At 65.1% G+C, this 16,714-nt stretch carries 17 protein-coding genes and 2 tRNA genes; 9 read left to right on the forward strand and 10 right to left on the reverse strand.

Annotation, left to right across the window (positions count from 1 at the left end; genetic code table 11):
* The first annotated feature begins 4 nt into the window (after positions 1-4).
* From cyoC to HDC29_RS06475, 5 genes are read left to right on the forward strand one after another with little or no spacing between them, the layout of a single operon-like run.
* A complete protein-coding gene (gene cyoC / locus HDC29_RS06455; protein WP_179495484.1) occupies positions 5-631 on the forward strand; it encodes a cytochrome o ubiquinol oxidase subunit III in 627 nt (208 codons plus the stop codon).
* On the forward strand, positions 628-1,026 hold the full coding sequence (gene cyoD / locus HDC29_RS06460; protein WP_179495486.1) for a cytochrome o ubiquinol oxidase subunit IV: 399 nt from the start codon (positions 628-630) through the stop codon (positions 1,024-1,026). The genes cyoC and cyoD overlap by 4 nt, the downstream gene beginning before the upstream one ends.
* On the forward strand, positions 1,023-1,724 hold the full coding sequence (locus HDC29_RS06465) for an SURF1 family protein (RefSeq protein ID WP_179495488.1): 702 nt from the start codon (positions 1,023-1,025) through the stop codon (positions 1,722-1,724). Before cyoD ends, HDC29_RS06465 begins: the two co-directional genes overlap by 4 nt.
* Positions 1,724-3,031 (forward strand): ATP-binding protein, encoded by a 1,308-nt coding sequence (locus tag HDC29_RS06470; RefSeq protein ID WP_179497302.1) that lies wholly within the window; start codon positions 1,724-1,726, stop codon positions 3,029-3,031. Before HDC29_RS06465 ends, HDC29_RS06470 begins: the two co-directional genes overlap by 1 nt.
* Positions 3,028-3,573, forward strand: coding sequence for a response regulator transcription factor (locus HDC29_RS06475; RefSeq protein WP_179495490.1), 546 nt, complete (start codon positions 3,028-3,030; stop codon positions 3,571-3,573). The genes HDC29_RS06470 and HDC29_RS06475 overlap by 4 nt, the downstream gene beginning before the upstream one ends.
* A 57-nt stretch (positions 3,574-3,630) precedes the next feature.
* Here the strand turns inward: HDC29_RS06475 and HDC29_RS06480 are convergent, their stop codons facing one another.
* The 4 genes from HDC29_RS06480 to HDC29_RS06495 form a co-directional block, all read right to left on the reverse strand.
* Positions 3,631-5,745, reverse strand: coding sequence for a prolyl oligopeptidase family protein (locus tag HDC29_RS06480; RefSeq protein WP_179495492.1), 2,115 nt, complete (start codon positions 5,743-5,745; stop codon positions 3,631-3,633).
* A gap of 171 nt (positions 5,746-5,916) precedes the next feature.
* Positions 5,917-6,339, reverse strand: coding sequence for a DUF4112 domain-containing protein (locus tag HDC29_RS06485; RefSeq protein ID WP_179495495.1), 423 nt, complete (start codon positions 6,337-6,339; stop codon positions 5,917-5,919).
* A 41-nt stretch (positions 6,340-6,380) separates the two neighbouring features.
* Positions 6,381-7,874 carry an ABC transporter substrate-binding protein gene (locus tag HDC29_RS06490; RefSeq protein ID WP_179495497.1) on the reverse strand — a complete coding sequence of 498 codons (1,494 nt, stop codon included), beginning with the start codon at positions 7,872-7,874 and terminating at the stop codon, positions 6,381-6,383.
* Between the two features lie 71 nt (positions 7,875-7,945).
* Positions 7,946-8,031 (reverse strand) — tRNA-Leu (locus tag HDC29_RS06495).
* An 89-nt stretch (positions 8,032-8,120) separates the two neighbouring features.
* Between HDC29_RS06495 and HDC29_RS06500 the strand changes: the two genes are divergently transcribed.
* Both HDC29_RS06500 and HDC29_RS06505 read left to right on the forward strand, forming a co-directional pair.
* The gene (locus tag HDC29_RS06500) at positions 8,121-9,068 is read left to right on the forward strand and encodes an ABC transporter ATP-binding protein (protein ID WP_179495500.1); all 948 of its coding nucleotides are present in this window, start codon (positions 8,121-8,123) and stop codon (positions 9,066-9,068) included.
* Positions 9,065-9,832: an ABC transporter permease gene (locus HDC29_RS06505; protein WP_179495502.1), complete on the forward strand. Its 768-nt coding sequence runs from the start codon at positions 9,065-9,067 to the stop codon at positions 9,830-9,832. Before HDC29_RS06500 ends, HDC29_RS06505 begins: the two co-directional genes overlap by 4 nt.
* Before the next feature lie 66 nt (positions 9,833-9,898).
* Here HDC29_RS06505 and HDC29_RS06510 read toward each other — a convergent pair whose 3' ends face one another.
* The 4 genes from HDC29_RS06510 to aroA form a co-directional block, all read right to left on the reverse strand.
* Positions 9,899-10,177, reverse strand: coding sequence for an integration host factor subunit beta (locus HDC29_RS06510; protein ID WP_179495504.1), 279 nt, complete (start codon positions 10,175-10,177; stop codon positions 9,899-9,901).
* Between the two features lie 204 nt (positions 10,178-10,381).
* Positions 10,382-12,094 carry a 30S ribosomal protein S1 gene (gene rpsA / locus HDC29_RS06515; protein WP_179495506.1) on the reverse strand — a complete coding sequence of 571 codons (1,713 nt, stop codon included), beginning with the start codon at positions 12,092-12,094 and terminating at the stop codon, positions 10,382-10,384.
* A 308-nt stretch (positions 12,095-12,402) separates the two neighbouring features.
* On the reverse strand, positions 12,403-13,032 hold the full coding sequence (locus tag HDC29_RS06520; protein ID WP_179495508.1) for a d(CMP) kinase: 630 nt from the start codon (positions 13,030-13,032) through the stop codon (positions 12,403-12,405).
* The gene (aroA, locus tag HDC29_RS06525; RefSeq protein ID WP_179495510.1) at positions 13,029-14,357 is read right to left on the reverse strand and encodes a 3-phosphoshikimate 1-carboxyvinyltransferase; all 1,329 of its coding nucleotides are present in this window, start codon (positions 14,355-14,357) and stop codon (positions 13,029-13,031) included. The genes HDC29_RS06520 and aroA overlap by 4 nt, the downstream gene beginning before the upstream one ends.
* Before the next feature lie 124 nt (positions 14,358-14,481).
* On the opposite strand from aroA, the gene HDC29_RS06530 reads away from it, so the two are divergent.
* Together HDC29_RS06530 and HDC29_RS06535 are read left to right on the forward strand one after the other, a co-directional pair.
* Positions 14,482-14,808, forward strand: coding sequence for a TIGR02300 family protein (locus HDC29_RS06530; RefSeq protein ID WP_179495512.1), 327 nt, complete (start codon positions 14,482-14,484; stop codon positions 14,806-14,808).
* A gap of 129 nt (positions 14,809-14,937) precedes the next feature.
* Positions 14,938-15,013: transfer RNA gene (locus tag HDC29_RS06535), tRNA-Ala, on the forward strand.
* A 77-nt stretch (positions 15,014-15,090) separates the two neighbouring features.
* Here HDC29_RS06535 and HDC29_RS06540 read toward each other — a convergent pair.
* Together HDC29_RS06540 and HDC29_RS06545 are read right to left on the reverse strand one after the other, a co-directional pair.
* Complete coding sequence (locus HDC29_RS06540) at positions 15,091-16,035, reverse strand: acyltransferase (RefSeq protein WP_179495515.1); 945 nt, start codon at positions 16,033-16,035, stop codon at positions 15,091-15,093.
* Between the two features lie 92 nt (positions 16,036-16,127).
* Positions 16,128-16,574, reverse strand: a complete 447-nt coding sequence (locus tag HDC29_RS06545) for an Rrf2 family transcriptional regulator (protein ID WP_179495517.1) — start codon at positions 16,572-16,574, stop codon at positions 16,128-16,130.
* Between the last annotated feature and the right edge of the window lie 140 nt (positions 16,575-16,714).

Genomic DNA, 16,714 nt, shown 5'->3' on the forward strand with positions numbered 1-16,714 from the left:
TGCGATGAGTGCCAAGACCATCACCGCGAACGAACCCGTCCAGTTCTACGACCTCGACGAGCATGCGCATCCCGAGGGGCACAGCACGATGCTGGGCTTCTGGATCTACCTGATGAGCGACTGCCTCATCTTTGCGATCCTTTTTGCCTGCTATGCCGTGCTCGGCGGCAGCTATGCCGCAGGGTCGGCGCCGAAGGATCTGTTCGATCTCAAGCTCATCGCGCTCAACACCGCGATGCTGCTCTTCTCGTCGATCACCTATGGTTTCGCGGTGCTCCAGATGCAGCAAGGCAAGGTGAAGGGCGTCCAGCTCTGGCTTGGCGTTACCGGCCTGTTCGGGCTCGCCTTCCTCGGGATCGAGCTTTACGAATTCCACCATCTGATCGAGATCGGCGCGGGTCCGCAGCGCAGCGCCTTCCTGTCGAGCTTTTTCACGCTCGTCGGCACCCACGGTCTGCACGTCACCTTCGGTATCATCTGGCTCGTCACGCTGATGGTCCAGCTCTCGAAGCATGGCCTGATCGCCGCGAACAAGCGCCGCGTGATGTGCCTGTCGATGTTCTGGCACTTCCTCGACGTCGTGTGGATCGGCGTCTTCACCTTTGTCTATCTGATGGGAGTGCTGCGGTGAGCCACGATACGCACGCGCATGACGCGCACCACGAGATCGAGATGCCGCACGCGACGATGCGCGACTATGTCATCGGTTTTGTGCTGTCGGTAATCCTGACCGCCATTCCCTTCTGGCTGGTGATGACGATGCCGCTGAGCGCGGGTGCGACGGGGGCGATCATCATGGGCTTTGCCGTGGTGCAGATCGTCGTCCACATGGTCTTTTTTCTTCACATGACGCCAAAGGCCGAGGGCGGCTGGTCGCTGACCTCGCTCGTCTTCACCATCATCGTGGTGGTGATCATGCTCGCGGGGTCGCTGTGGGTGATGCACCACCTCAACACCAACATGATGCCGATGCCGCACGAGCCGACGAGCCAATCCATCGGCCAGTCGACGGGCCGGATCCCGTGACACGCGCCCGCCGCGCGGCCTTCGCCGCGGCGGCGCTGATCGCGGCGCTCGGCCTCGCGGCGCTCGGCGTCTGGCAGATCGAGCGGCGCGCGTGGAAGCACGAGCTGGTCGCCGCGGTCGATGCGCGCATTCATGCCGCGCCGGTTCCGGCACCGGGACCCGCGCGATGGGATGCGGTGAACGCACGGGACGACGCCTATCAGCGCGTCGCGGCGACGGGGACATTCCGCCATGATCGCGAGACGCTGGTACAGGCCGTGACCGATCGCGGTCCGGGCTTCTGGGTTCTTACCCCCCTCGAAACCCCCGGCTTCACCCTGCTCGTCAATCGTGGTTTCGTGCCCAACGACCGGCGCGACGCGGCGACGCGCGCGGCGGGCAATGTCGCGGGGCCGGTGACGGTGACCGGCCTCCTTCGCGTGACCGAGCCCGGCGGCGCCTTCCTTCGCTCCAACGACCCGGCGGGCGGCCGCTGGTTTTCGCGCGATGTGACGGCGATCGCAAGGGCGAGGGGGCTGCGCAACGCTGCGCCCTATTTCGTCGATGCCGACGCGTCGCCGAACCCCGGCGGCTATCCCCTCGGGGGCCTCACCGTCGTGCGCTTTCGCGACCATCACATGGTCTATGCGCTGACCTGGTTCGCGTTATCTACGCTCAGCCTCTTTTTTGCGTGGCGGCTGTGGCGTATCCGCGAATGATGACCGACCCGACGATCCTGCCCGCAGCAGCTGCGAAAGCGCCCGCGGGCCGCCGCAACATGACGCTGCTGATCCAGTTGCGCTGGCTCGCGGTCGGGGGACAGCTCGCGACGATCGGGATCGTCAGCGGGCCGATGGGCATTTCGCTGGCGCGCGGGCCGCTGCTCGCCGCGATCCTCGTGCTGATCGCGATCAATTTCGCGAGCACCGCCTTGCTCCGCCGCGGCCGGTCGGTGACCAATGCCGAACTCACCGCGGCGCTGCTGTTCGACGTCGCGGCGCTCGGTTGGCAGCTTCATCACAGCGGCGGGCTCGCCAATCCTTTCGCCTCGCTCTTTCTGCTCCAGGTCGTGATCGGGGCGATCCTGCTGACGCCGCGCTCGTCGTGGGCGATCGTTGCGGCGGCGCTCGCCGCGCTCGCGGCGCTGCGCGTCGACCCGACGCCGCTCGTGCTGCCGCCGCCCTATGCCGCCGACCCGATGAAGCTCTATCTGCAGGGCAGCTTCGTCTGCTTCCTCCTGATCGCGGTGCTGCTCGTCGCCTTCGTGACGCGGATCAGCCGCAATTTGCGCGACAGCGACGCCGCGCTCGCGGCAAGCCGCCAGCGCGCGGCGGAAGAGGATCATATCGTGCGCATGGGCCTGCTCGCCTCGGGCGCTGCGCACGAACTCGGCACGCCGCTGTCGACCTTGTCAGTGCTGATCGGCGACTGGCAGGCGGCGCCGCGGCTGAAGGACGACCGTGAGTTGCAGGAGGATCTCGCCGACATGGATGCGGCGGTGCAGCGGTGCAAGGCGATCGTCAGCGGCATATTGATGTCGGCGGGCGAGGCGCGCGGCGAAGCGCCGCAGCTGACCACGATGCGCGCCGCATTCAACGAGATCGTCGCGCATACCCGCGCGGTGCGCCGTCCGGGCACGGTCGAATTCAACGACCGCTTCGGTGCCGATGTGGCGATCGTGTCGGACCCCGCGCTGCGGCAGGTGATCGGCAACGTCCTCGACAATGCGGCGGAGGTGTCGCCCGACTGGACCAGCTTCACGGCGTCGCGCGACGGCGACATGCTGGTGATCGAAATCGCCGATCGCGGCCCCGGATTCAGCCCGGAGATGCTGGAGAATTTCGGCCAGCCCTATCGCTCGACCAAGGGGCGTCCCGGCGGCGGGCTCGGCCTGTTTCTGCTCGTCAATGTGCTGCGCAAGCTCGGCGGCGGCGCCAGCGTTGCCAATCGCGATGCGGGGGGCGCACTGGTTCGGATATTCCTGCCGATTTCGGCACTCGCGCGGCCGGGTGGAGAGGCGACATGACCGACGCCGGAAATGATCGGCGCCATCTGCTGATCGTCGAGGATGACGATGCCTTCGCACGCACGCTGAAACGCTCGTTCGAGCGGCGCGGCTACGCGGTGAAGGTCGCGCACAGCCCCGAGGAAATGGAGGCGCTGCTTGCGACTTTCCGGCCGGGCTATGCGGTCGTCGACCTCAAGCTTGGCGGCGCGTCGGGCCTCGCGTGCGTGCAGGCGTTGCGCGCTGCCGATGCGACGATGCGGATCGTCGTGCTGACCGGCTTCGCGAGCATCGCCACCGCGGTCGAGGCGATCAAGCTCGGCGCCTCCTATTATCTCGCCAAGCCGTCGAACACCGACGATATCGAAGCGGCGTTCGAACGATCGGAGGGCAATGTCGAGGTGCCGCTCGATGCGCGTCCCTCGTCGATCAAGACGGTCGAGTGGGAGCATATCCACCAGACGCTGGTCGAGACCGACTTCAATATTTCGGAGACCGCACGCCGGCTAGGAATGCACCGGCGCACGCTCGCGCGAAAGCTGGAGAAAAGGCAGATCCGCTGAAAGGGCACGGCCCGGCGCCAATCATTCTTGCCCCCCATTAGTTGAGAGGTTGGGCAGTTACTTCTTCTCCACCAGCTCGCGCAGCAGGAAACCGTGGAGCATTGCGGCACGCACCGCATCCTCGGCATGGTCGGCGCCGACCGAATGGCCGCCCTCGATATATTCATGATAATAGACGCGGTTGCCATTCTCCATCAGCCGCGCGGCGTATTTGCGCGCGTGGCCCGGGTGGACGCGGTCGTCCTTGGTCGACAGATAAAGGAAGATCGGCGGGTAGGTCACGCCCTTGCGGATGTTGTGATAGGGCGAATATTTCGACAGGAAGGCCCAGTCTTCGGGAACGTCGGGATCGCCATATTCGGCGACCCATGAGGCGCCGGCGAGCATCTTGTCATAGCGCCACATATCCTTGATCGGCGAACCGGAGATGACGGCGCCGTACAGGTCGGGGCGCTGCGTCATCGCCGCGCCGACGAGCACGCCGCCGTTGGAGCGGCCCGAGATCGCGATCTTGCCCTTGGCGCTGACCCCGGTCTTCACCAGATCCTCGGCGACCGCGTGCAGGTCGTCAAAGCTGTTCTGGCGCTTTTCGCGCAGCGCCGCCTGGTGCCAGGCGGGACCATATTCGCCGCCGCCGCGAATATTGGCGAGGACATAGGCATTGCCGTCCTCGACCCAGAAGAGGCCGAGCGGGCCGGCGCGGTAGGGCTGGCCGGTCAGGTAACCCGGCGTCTGCGCGGCGCGGAAGCCGCCATAGGCGTGGACGAGAGCCGGGACGGGGCCCGTCGCACCCTTTTTTCGGACGAGGAAATAGGGAATTTTCGTCCCGTCCTTCGACGTTGCGAACCGTTTCTCGGCGGTCATGTCCTTTGCGTCGAAGGTCGCGGGCAGGCTTTGGACCGGCTTCGGCGCGCTGTCCGCGCTCACGGCATAGAGCGTCGGGGGCATCAGCATCGTCTCGGCGCTCGCGAGGATCGTATCGCGTTTGCCGATCGTGCCCGCGATATGGACCGTCGCATTGGCGGCGAGGGGAATTTCCTTCTGGCTCCAGCGCCCGTTCGGCTGGTCGCGGCGGAGCGCGAACAACTTGCCTTCGACGTCGTCGAGCGCCTTGACCCAAAGAATATCGTCGGTCGCCGAGACAGCCTCGATCGCCTGCGCGCTGGTCGGCGCCATGACCGGTATGACCGGGACCTGCCGGTCGGCCGCCATATCTTCGAGCGACAGCGAGATCAGCGAGCCTGCGGGAAAGCGGGTGCCGAAATCCTTGTTGAGAAAGACGATCGCCTGCCCATCCAGCACGTCGCGAAGGCTGGCGGTGTCGGGAATGATCGTCGAATGATAGCCGTCGCTGCCGACGCCGCGGATCAGATAGTCGGCGGTGTAGAAGGTCTTGCCGCGGCTGATCATCGGCCAGCGCGTGTCGCCGTCGACGAGCGCGAAGACATTCATGCCGACATCCTCATGCTCGCCCTCGGCGACCATCGTCGCGGCCGAGAGCGGGGTGCCGCGTTTCCAGCGCTTGACGATGCGCGGATAGCCCGACGCGGTCATGCTGCCCTCGCCATAGTCGGTGGCGACGAGCAGTGTGTCGGCATCCTCCCACGTCACGCTGCTCTTCGCCTGCGGCAGCGCGAAACCGCCGTCGACGAAGCTTTTGGTCGTGCGGTCCCATTCGCGCACGACGTCGGCGTCGGTGCCGCCGGGGCTCAGTGACACGAGGCAGCGTTTGTAATCGGGGGCGAGGCAGTCGGCACCGTGCCAGACCCAGCTCTGCTTTTCCGCCTTGCCGAGCGCATCGACGTCGATCAGCGTCGTCCATACGGGCTTGCCGGCAAGATAGGCGCCCAGCGAACTCTGGCGCCAGATGCCGCGCGGGTTGTTCGCGTCGCGCCAGAAATTGGTGATCATGTCGCCCATCACCTCGCCCGGCTCGGCGATCTGGCGGTCGTCATCGAGGATTTCGCGCGCGCGCTTGCGGTCCGCCTCGAAGCCGGGGCGGGCGGTGATCAGCTTGTCGGTTGCCGCATTTTCTTTCTTGACCCAGTCCAGCGCCTTCGCGCCCTCGATATCCTCGAGCCAGAGATAGGGGTCCTTCTCTTGCGGTGCGGCGAGCGCGACGGCGGTCATCGAACAGCTGAGGGCAAGCGCGGCAAGGCTGGCGCGGATCATTCAGAAAGTCTCCCCTGGGGTGTGGAGCCGCTGTGCTAGCAGCATTATACAGCGGAGGGGAAGGCCGGTTGCCAATGCACCATCGTCATTGCGAGCGTAGCGAAGCAATCCAGGGCGGCCTTGCGCGACTCTGGATTGCCGCGTCGCTTCGCTCCTCGCAATGACTGGAAATTACTGGTCGATGATGATCGTGCCCGGATGATGCTTGTCGAGATGCTTCTTGATGATCTTGAGATTGCGCGTGTTCGAGCGAAAGAAAAAGTCGAACGCGTCGCCGACGAGCGGCACCGCGCCGAGCGCGGTATCGACACCCAGATTGCCGACCATGCGCCAGATCTTCCACTTCGGCATGCCGAGGTTGCGCGCTTCCCAGATAAGATAGGCGCCCATCGTCGCGGCGATGACGTCGCCGACCACGGGGACGAGTCCGACGATCGCATCAAGGCCGACCGGACGGTTGATGCCGGGAATGACGAAGCTGCGCTCGAGGAGGATTTCGAGCGTTTCGACACGCTTGCGCAGCGCCGCGGGGTCGGTCCGGTTCTGGATGAGAGCGTCGAAGATCGCATCCGGATTGGGGGTCGAAGGGGCCATCAGGGTCCTTTCAAAAGCGCTCGAACTTGAAGCGCCTCCATTTAGTTAGGCGCGGCGATCAGGTGATTCAATGGGTGCTGCGCACGGCCGTTGGCGCGCAGCCCGGTCAGGCGCTGCGACGCGACCGACCAGCGCAGCGGCGTCGCGAGCGGGATGAAGGGCGCGTAACGCGCCAGCACCGCCTCGGCCTCGCTGATCTGCTGGCGGCGCTGGCCGATATCGATGTTGGCGGTCGCCAGATCGATCAGGTTTTGCGCCTCGCGGTTGCACAGCGTGTCGCGGCGGCACGACAGGCGGCGTATTCCCCACAGGGGATCGTCGTTCGGGGCGACCTCGTCGATCAGGCGAAGGTCGGCGGACGACGCCATCGCGACGCGCCGGCTCGGCACGCCGATCGCGTTGAAGTCGGCGGCGACATAGGCGAACAATATGCGACCGCCCGGCGTATCGGGCACCGCAATGCGCAGCGGCTCGATCTCGCGCCCGGCGGCGCGCCAGGCATCGACCACGCGTTTCGCCTGGGCGAGGCGCGAGGCTTCGTCGAAATCGGCCCAGGCGGGGACCAGCGGCACCGGGCCGCCGTCGCGCGTGTAGAGCGCCGGGCGCAGCGTGACCTGCGGCTGCCATTCGGCGAGGCCAAAGGCCTCGATCAGCCGCTCGCGCCGGATCGCGCGGACGAGCGCGTCGCGGTTGATGTCGGTTGCGAGGAACCCCTCGGCGCGCACGAACGACAGGCCGAACAGGCCGGGCACCGGATCGACGACCAGCCGCGAACGGCCGACGTTCGAGGCGACGAAATAGGGCAGGGTCGAAAAGCGTCCCCCGATCACGCCATCGGCATAGCCGTTCTTGAACCGCGCGAGCGCGCCCTCGGGCGAGGTGCCGACGAGCTCGATCGAGGCGGCGGGATCGTTCGCGGCGGCCTCGGCGGCTTCGGGATCCTCGGCGAGCGGGTCCGGGACGGGCGACAGCAGCACCGCGCGGCCGATCTTGCGCCCGCGCATCGGGCCCCAGCCCATGCCCTTGTTGACGATCGCCATCGACGGCTGCGCGAGCAGTTCGAGAATCGCGGGCTGCGGTACCGCGAGGCGGATTTCGATGACGGTCTCGGTCATCGCCTTGATCGTCTCGACCTCGGGGAAATCGTCCTTGAGGATGTGACGGCTGGCGGGGGCGAGATAGGAGCGCAGGATCGCCGAGACATCCTCGGCGGTGACCTTGCGCCCGTTGGTCCACTTGGCTTCGCGAAGCCGGAAGATATAGCTGCGCCCGTCGGTGGTGACGGTCCAGCGGTCGGCGAGGCCGGTGTCGATCTGCCCTTCTCCGTCATAGCTGACGAGGCCCTGCGAGGTCGCATCGAGCAGCGCGGCATTGGCGCCCGACAACTCCCCCGAAAGCGGCGTCGCCGCGGGATTGAGCGTGCCGATGGCGGCGATTTTCACAGGGCCGCGTTCGCCGAACAGGTCGCAGCCCGAAAGCGCGACCGATGCGGATGCGACGAGGGAGAAGAGGATAGCGGGACGGATCAGGCGCATTGCGAACGCACCCTAGGACGGCGCGCTTCGCAAGGCCATGCCCTATTGCCGACCGTTCCGGCGGGGCAATCTGGTGCGGACGGCGGGACTTGAACCCGCATGACACTAGGCCGGCAGATTTTAAGTCTGCTGCGTCTACCGATTTCGCCACGTCCGCCTGGCCCGTTGGTCAAGCCGATGGGTCGATGGAGGTCAAGCGATGTTTGTCGCTTCACGGCAAGGGGTTGCTCGGCTAGACGGCGTGTCATGACAGCTGTCCTCCAAATTTCCGGTCTCGGAAAAACCTACAAGAGCGGTCACAAAGCCCTGAGCGACGTCGACCTTACCATCAACAAGGGCGAGATTTTCGCGCTGCTCGGGCCGAACGGCGCGGGCAAGACGACGATGATCAGCATCGTCTGCGGCATCGTCACGCCGAGCGCGGGGACGGTGACCGTCGGCGGTCACGACCACGCGCAGGGCTATCGCGCCGCGCGGGCGCTGATCGGGCTGGTGCCGCAGGAACTGCACACCGACGCGTTCGAGACGGTGATGGCGACGGTCACTTTCTCGCGCGGCCTGTTCGGCAAGCCCAAGGACCCGGCGTTCATCGAGCAGCTGCTGCGCGACCTCTCGCTCTGGGACAAGCGCTCGTCGAAGATCATGGAATTGTCGGGCGGGATGAAACGCCGCGTGATGATCGCGAAGGCGCTGAGCCACGAGCCCGAAATCCTGTTCCTCGACGAACCGACCGCGGGTGTCGACGTCGAATTGCGCCGCGACATGTGGAACATGGTGCGCGGCCTTCGCGAGCGCGGCGTGACGATCATCCTGACAACCCATTATATCGAGGAAGCCGAGGAAATGGCCGACCGGGTGGGGGTGATCACCGGCGGGCGGCTGATCCTGGTCGAGCAGAAGGACGAGCTGATCAAGAAGCTGGGGCGCAAGACGCTCACGCTCAATCTCACCGAACCGCTGGCGGCGATCCCCGAAGAGCTCGCGCAGTGGAAGCTCGAACTCGCGGGCGAGGGCAATGAGCTGGTCTATGAGTTCGACAGCCGGGCCGAGGCGACGGGCGTGCCGTCGCTGCTGCGGCGGATGACCGACATCGGGGTCCAGTTCAAGGATCTGCACACGCGGCAAAGCTCGCTCGAGGATATTTTCGTCGGGCTGGTGCACGAATCGAACGGCATAAAGGGAGAAGCCGCATGACCGCGAACTGGCGCGGCGTACGCGCGATCTACGCCTTCGAAATGGCGCGCTTCGGGCGCACCTTCTGGACCAGCCTGATGCTGCCGGTGATCACCACGGCGCTTTATTTCGTCGTCTTCGGATCGGCGATCGGCAGCCGGATGACCGAGGTCAGCGATGTGCCCTATGGCGCCTTCATCGTGCCCGGGCTGATGATGCTGACGATGTTCACCGAAAGCATCAGCAACGCCTCGTTCGGCATCTATATGCCGAAATGGACGGGGACGATCTATGAAATGCTGTCGGCGCCGCTGTCGCCGCTCGAAACGGTGATCGCCTATGTCGGCGCGGCGGCGACGAAGTCGGTGGTCATCGGGTCGATCATTTTCGCCACCGCGCACCTGTTCGTCGACGTGCAGGTCGCCTATCCGCTGTTGATGGTCGCCTTCATGATCCTGATGGCGGTGACCTTTTGCCTGTTCGGCTTCATCATCGGCATCTGGGCGCAAAGCTTCGAGCAGCTTCAGGTCATTCCGATGCTGGTGATCTATCCGCTGACCTTCCTTGGCGGCGCCTTCTACTCGCTCGACATGCTGCCCGCGGCATGGCGGACGATCACGCTGTTCAATCCCGTCGTCTATCTGATCAGCGGCTTCCGCTGGACCTTCTTCGGCAAGGGCGACGTCGGGATCGAGGTCAGCATGGGCGCGGTCGCGCTGTTTCTGGCGCTGTGCCTTGGCGTGATCTTCTGGATGTTCCGCACCGGATACCGGCTCAAGAACTGAGGCTTCAATAACGTCATGGCGAGCGCAGCGAAGCTGCGCTCGCCATGACGGCGTTCGGACTGTCGCTCAGCTGTTCAGCCGCTCGCGCATTTCCTTGCCCGGTTTGAAATAGGGGACGCTTTTCGCCTTCACATCGACGGCGGCCCCGGTGCGGGGGTTGCGGCCGGTGCGCGATTCGCGCGAGCGGGTCGAGAAGGCGCCGAAGCCGCGCAACTCGACGCGGCCGCCCGCCGCGAGTTGGTCGACGATCGAGTCGAAGAAGGTGTCGACGATGCGCTCGACTTCTTCGAGTCTCAAATCGCTGTTTTCGCTCGCGATCTTTTGAACCAGTTCTGACCGGATCATGTGCTTCCCCTAATATATACAGCCACGCGTTTCCCGCCGAAGCAGGATTCCGGACGTTGCCGGCCCTTAATGCGTGAGACCCCTCCCAACGCGCCGCAAAGGTATCACGAATCCCGATCCGGTCAAAAATATATCGCGACATGAAAAAGGCCCGCAGAGGGACACTCTGCGGGCCTTTTCTGTTGCCTGACGGCGGAAGGAGGATCAGTCCTTCTTGCCGGCCTTCAGCGCTTCGCCGAGGATGTCGCCGAGCGACGCGCCCGAGTCCGACGAGCCGTACTGCGCGACGGCTTCCTTCTCTTCGGCGATCTGCATCGCCTTGACCGAGAAGTTGGGCTTTTTCGAACGGTCGAAGCCGATGACCATCGCGTCGAACTTCTGGCCGACCTGATAGCGTTCGGCACGCTGTTCGTCGCGGTCGCGGCCAAGGTCGGCGCGCTTGATGAAGCCGGTGGCGCCATCTTCGCCGGCCTGCACTTCGAGGCCGTTGTCGCGGACTTCGAGGACCGAGACGGTGACGACGTCGTTCTTCTTCAGCGAACCCGCAGCGGCAACGCCGCCGCCGACGGCCGGAGCACCCTTTTCAAGCTGCTTGATGCCGAGGCTGATGCGTTCCTTCTCGACGTCGACGTCGAGAACGACGACCTGCACGGCCTCGCCCTTGCGGTGGAGGTGCAGCGCTTCTTCGCCCGAGATGCCCCACGCGATGTCCGACATGTGGACCATGCCGTCGACGTCGCCGGGCAGGCCGACGAACAGACCGAATTCGGTCGCGTTCTTGACTTCGCCTTCGACGACCGAGCCGATCGGATGCGATTCGGCAAAGGCGCCCCAGGGGTTCGACTGGGCCTGCTTGAGGCCAAGCGAGATGCGGCGTTTGTCGCTGTCGACTTCGAGGACGATGACGTCGACTTCCTGGCTGGTCGAAACGATCTTGCCGGGATGGACGTTCTTCTTGACCCACGACATTTCGCTGACGTGGACCAGGCCTTCGATGCCGGGCTCGAGTTCGACGAACGCACCGTAATCGGTGATGTTCGTGACGGTGCCCGACAGCTTCGCGCCGACCGGGTACTTGGCGGCGACGCCTTCCCACGGATCGCTTTCGAGCTGCTTCATGCCCAGGCTGATGCGCTGCGTGTCGCGGTTGATGCGGATGATCTGCACCTTGACCGTGTCACCGATGTTGATGACTTCGCTCGGGTGGTTGACGCGCTTGTAGCTCATGTCGGTGACATGAAGCAGGCCGTCGATGCCGCCCAGGTCGACGAACGCACCATAATCGGTGATGTTCTTGACCGCGCCTTCGATGATCTGGCCCTCTTCGAGGTTCTGGATCAGGCCGGAACGCTGTTCGGCGCGCGTTTCCTCGAGGATGGCGCGGCGCGACACGACGATGTTGCCGCGGCGGCGATCCATCTTGAGGATCTGGAAGGGCTGCGGCAGGTCCATGAGCGGGCCGACGTCGCGCACGGGGCGGATGTCGACCTGCGAACCCGGGAGGAACGCCACGGCGCCGCCGAGGTCGACGGTGAAACCGCCCTTGACGCGGCCGAAGATGACGCCTTCGACGCGGGCTTCCTTGTTGAATTCTTCTTCCAGGCGGTCCCAGGCGGCTTCGCGGCGAGCACGGTCGCGCGACAGCATGGTTTCGCCATTGGCATTTTCGACGCGGTCGACATAGACTTCGACTTCGTCACCGACGTTGATGTCGGCCTTCTGGCCCGGCATCGCGAATTCGCGAAGCGGCACGCGGCCTTCGCTCTTCAGGCCGATGTCGATCACTGCCAGGTCGTTTTCGATCGCGGTCACGGTGCCCTTGACGACGCGGCCTTCAAAGCCGCCATCAGCACCACCCAGCGATTCGTCGAGCATCGCGGCGAAATCGTCGCGCGACGGAAAAGCCGTAGAGGCCATAGAGTGTATTCCTTACTTCATTGTTCCGGCCAAGCGGTTGGTTCCGCTGGTCTTGTGGCCGATCCGTCCCGTCCGCCGGATGCGAGGCGGGACATCTTCAGGGCTGTTCGTCGGCCAAGGCATGGGCAAAGCAAAATGGGCGCGAAGGGTGAACCCCATCGCGCCCGACGCCCGATTGCGAGCGGCGGCTTGTCCGTGCCTCGACCGGCAAAAGCCCGTCGGACGGCGCGCGTATATGCGGGAAAGGGGCTTTCGGCAAGGGAAAAGGCCGGGCCGGCCGCCTTCGGGCGGCCTCTGCGCGATGCTCTTCAGCCGCGCGCGCCGATCCTGCTTTCCACAAAGGCGATCGCGGCGGCGATGGCGGCGTCGCGATCGAGCGCGCTATTGTCGAGCAGCATCGCGTCGGGCGCGCGGACGAGCGGAGCGTCGGCGCGACCCGTGTCGCGTGCATCGCGGGCATGGACGTCGGCGAGCACCGCGTCGAAACTGACCTCGACTCCGCGGCCCAGCATTTCGGCGTGACGCCGGCGCGCACGTTCCTCGGCGGTCGCTGTCACGAACAATTTGGCGTCGGCGTGCGGCGCGATGACGGTGCCGATGTCGCGCCCGTCGAGCACCGCGCCGCCGGGCTGGTTCGCGAAATCGACCTGGCGCTGGAACAGCGCGGCGCGGACCTGCGGGTGGACCGACGCGCGGCTGGCGAGGCTGCCCGTGCTTTCGAAGCGCAGCGCGGGATCATCGAGCAGGCTGGCGGGGAATTCGCAGGCAGCGAGCGCGTCGGCGGCGTTGTCGGGGTCGCCGTGATCGAGCTGGGTCTGATAGCCGACCGCGCGATAGAGCAGGCCGGTGTCGAGCACGGGAAGGCCGAAATGGGCGGCGAGCGCCTTGGCGATCGTGCCCTTGCCCGACGCGGTGGGGCCGTCGACCGCGATGATCATTGTTGCAAGCCCGCAAGCAAGGCTTCGAAATTGGGGAAGCTCGTCGCGACCGGCGCAATGTCGTCGATCGTCACCGGCGCCTTGCAGACGAGCCCCGCGACCGCGAAGCTCATGCAGATGCGGTGATCGAGGTGGCCCGCGATGGTCGCGCCGCCAGGTAACAGATCGCCGCCGGTGCCGTGGATGACGAGGCCATCTTCGCTCTCTTCGACGCGCACGCCGATCGCCGCGAGGCCGGTTGCCATCACGGCCAGGCGGTCGCTTTCCTTGACGCGAAGCTCGTCGAGCCCGGTCGTGACGGTGCGGCCTTCGGCGAGCGCCGCGGCGACGAACAGGATCGGGAATTCGTCGATCATGCTCGGTGCGACGGCGGGATCGACGTCGATGCCCTTGAGCGCGCTGTGGCGGACGCGCAGGTCCGCGACCGGCTCGCCGCCGACTTCGCGCGCATCGAGGAGTTCGATGTCGCCGCCCATCTGCCTGAGCACCTCGACGAGGCCAGCGCGGGTGGGGTTCAGGCCGACATTGGCGATGGTGACGTCCGATCCGGGCACGACCAGCGCCGCGACGATAAAGAAGGCGGCCGACGACGGGTCGCCGGGGACGATGATCGTCTGCGGCTTCAACTCGGCTTCGCCGCGAATGCGGATATGGCGCGTGCCTTCGCCGTCGGAGTCGACCGTCAGCTCGGCGCCGAAGCCCTTGAGCATGCGTTCGCTGTGGTCGCGCGTCGGGACGGGTTCGATGACTTCGGTGATCCCCGGCGTGTTGAGCCCGGCGAGCAGCACGGCGCTCTTCACCTGCGCCGATGCCATCGGCAGGCGGTAGGAAAGGGGGATGGCGGGGGCGAGGCCGCGGATCATCAGGGGAAGGCGGCCCCCCGGAGAGGCCGAGATGTCGGCCCCCATCAGCGACAGCGGATCGATGACGCGGCCCATCGGGCGCCCCGACAGGCTGGCGTCGCCGACGAAGGTGGCGGTGATCGGGTGGCTGGCGACCAGCCCCATCAACAGGCGCGTCGAGGTGCCGCTGTTGCCCATGTCCAGCGCTGCGCGCGGCTGGAGCAGCCCGCCGACCCCGACGCCGTGGATGCGCCATTCGCCATCGTCCCGCCGCTCGATGGTTGCGCCCATCGCGCGCATCGCCGCGGCGGTCGCGAGCACGTCATGCCCTTCGAGCAGGCCGGTGACGCGGCTTTCCCCGACCGCGAGCGCGGAGAGCATCAGCGAGCGGTGCGAGATGCTTTTGTCCCCCGGAATCGCGATCCTGCCCTTCAGCGGAACGGAAGCGGAAAAGCTGCGCGGGGTGGCGGTTTGATCGGTCATGGCGTGCGGCTTTTGACAGCGGCCTTGCAATCTGGCAAGGCGCACGCCGATTTGACGGATAGCTATTCAGGCGCCGTCGCTCTTCCATATTTCTATCCTGTTTCCAAAGGATTATGAGGCGTTTATGATCAAGGCTGAATGGGGCACGAAGCGCAGCTGCCCGAAATGCGCCACCCGATTCTATGATTTGACGAAGGACGATCCGGTCAGCTGCATCAATTGCGGCTATAGCTGGATTCCGGAATCGGTGCTGAAATCGAAGCAGCCGATGCCGTTCGAAGAAGCCGAGAAGCCCGGCAAGGTCGTGAAGGAAGATGTCGCGGCCGACGAGGATCTGGATCTGGACGTCGATGTCGACGAGGACAGCGACTCGCCGGACAATGATGTCGACCTTGGCGGCGACGACGATCTGGGCGTTGCCACGGGCGACGACGAGGACGACGAAAGCTGATTATCGGCGGGTGAGCGCCGGGGGTCAAAAAAGCATCGAAAGATGATTTGGCCCCTTGCATCACCCGACGGCGCTGCTAAAGGCGGCGTCCCGGTCGCACCGCCCAGGCGCGACCCGCACGAATGGCACGGGGCCTTAGCTCAGCTGGGAGAGCGCCTGCATGGCATGCAGGAGGTCAGCGGTTCGATCCCGCTAGGCTCCACCATTTCTGTTTAACTCCCGATATCGAACGAAACGGCAATCCGAGCCGGCGATGGTCAATGCCGTCGCCGATGGCCTCAATCAGGTCGCGAGGCCGGTCGGCCGTCGTTCGGGTAAGCGGATGATCCACAAGCAGGCGATGGCCACCGACAGGATGATGGCGGTCTCGCGCGGCCAGCCAAAATGAAATCCGGCCTGCACGATGGGCATGTGAATCGCATATAGCGGAAATGAAATGTCGCCGAGCAGGGCCGATGGCCCCTTGGGCGCGCTCGGGTCGAGTCCGGCGAGCAGCGCCAGGGGGGCAACCAGGAAGATGAAAGGCAGCGGCCAGAAGGCGAACGGCCACGCCGTCACCAGCGCGATATAGGCTGGAAGCGCCGCGGCCCCGGCCCAGAAGGGAATCTTCGGCAGCGACCGTTTCATCGTCAACCGCGCCACCAATATGCCGATGATATAAGCCGTCATCGCCCGGAATATGATCAGCAACTGGGTTTCGGCGGACGTGTGTTGAAGAATGCGCGGGAAGCCGCCGTAGGAATAGGCCGCCACAAACGCCGCGCTGACCGTTGCGAGCGCGACCCACAACATGCGATCACCCATCTTTGCCAACCACAGGCCGTGAAGCGCATTTGCCAGAAGCTCATAGGTGATCGACCAGGCCGGGCTGTTCAGGATATAGGGCGTCGTTGCTCCATAGGGGATCAGGAGCATGGCGAATAAATAGGTCACCGCCAGATTGGGCGACGGCCCCAGCGCCCAAAGAGGCAAGGCCAGGCCAAGCGATGCGCCGACGGCCATCGTGAACCAGAGCCGCCGATAGCGTTTGAGCAGAAAGGACAGGGGGCTCAGCGACCTGTCGCGAAGGCGATCCTCATAGGTGCGGGCCATGACGAAACCCGACAGCATGAAGAAGAAATCGACCGCAAGATGCGCTCCGGCCAACGTCTGGCTCGCGTGCATCAGCAGGACGAGCCACGCGGCTATCCCACGCAATGCGTCGAGACCATGGATCCTGCCCCTCATGATAGCGGTGTGGGGCAAATTGGTTAATGTCCGGCTAAATGCCGCGTTGGCGCCGGCTGCTCAAGCGAAGCCGTAGTGGGGCGGCGGCGAAGCTATTCCGCCGCCTCTTCCTTGTCGAACAGCGGCAGCATCTCGATCGGGTCGGCGAGCGTGATGCGGTCGAGGATCGACGCCGTGTCGTCGCGGACCCGGAGCATCAGGCTGCGCAACCGGCAGTCCATTTCGGGCAGGCAATTCTTGCAATGCTCGTGCGCGTTGCGTGCGGCGCAGGGGACGAGCGCGAGCGAACCGCGCGTCAGCCGCACAAGATCACCATAGCTGATGTCGATCGGGGGCAGCGCGAGCTGGTACCCGCCATCGCGCCCGCGCTGCGAGATGAGCAGCCCCTCGCGCGCCATTTCGGACAGGATCACGGTCAGAAACTTGGGCGGGATATTCTGCGCGTCCGCAATGTCCGCCAGCTGCACCTGCCCCTTGCCCCAATGATCGGCCAGGTGCTGGAACGCGCGGATCGTATAGCGGGTCTTCTGCGAGAGCATGGCGGCGTTACTGTGACATATTCGACCTTAATTCAACCTGTCTGGATGACAAATGTTGCACGGTTGATGAAAATCACAGCGGGTGGCATGAATCACCGATAAAAGGGTCGCTGGACAGCCCGGGTTCGGGCGCATCGAGG

This window comes from Sphingopyxis sp. JAI108, assembly GCF_013410105.1.
Lineage (GTDB): Bacteria > Pseudomonadota > Alphaproteobacteria > Sphingomonadales > Sphingomonadaceae > Sphingopyxis > Sphingopyxis chilensis.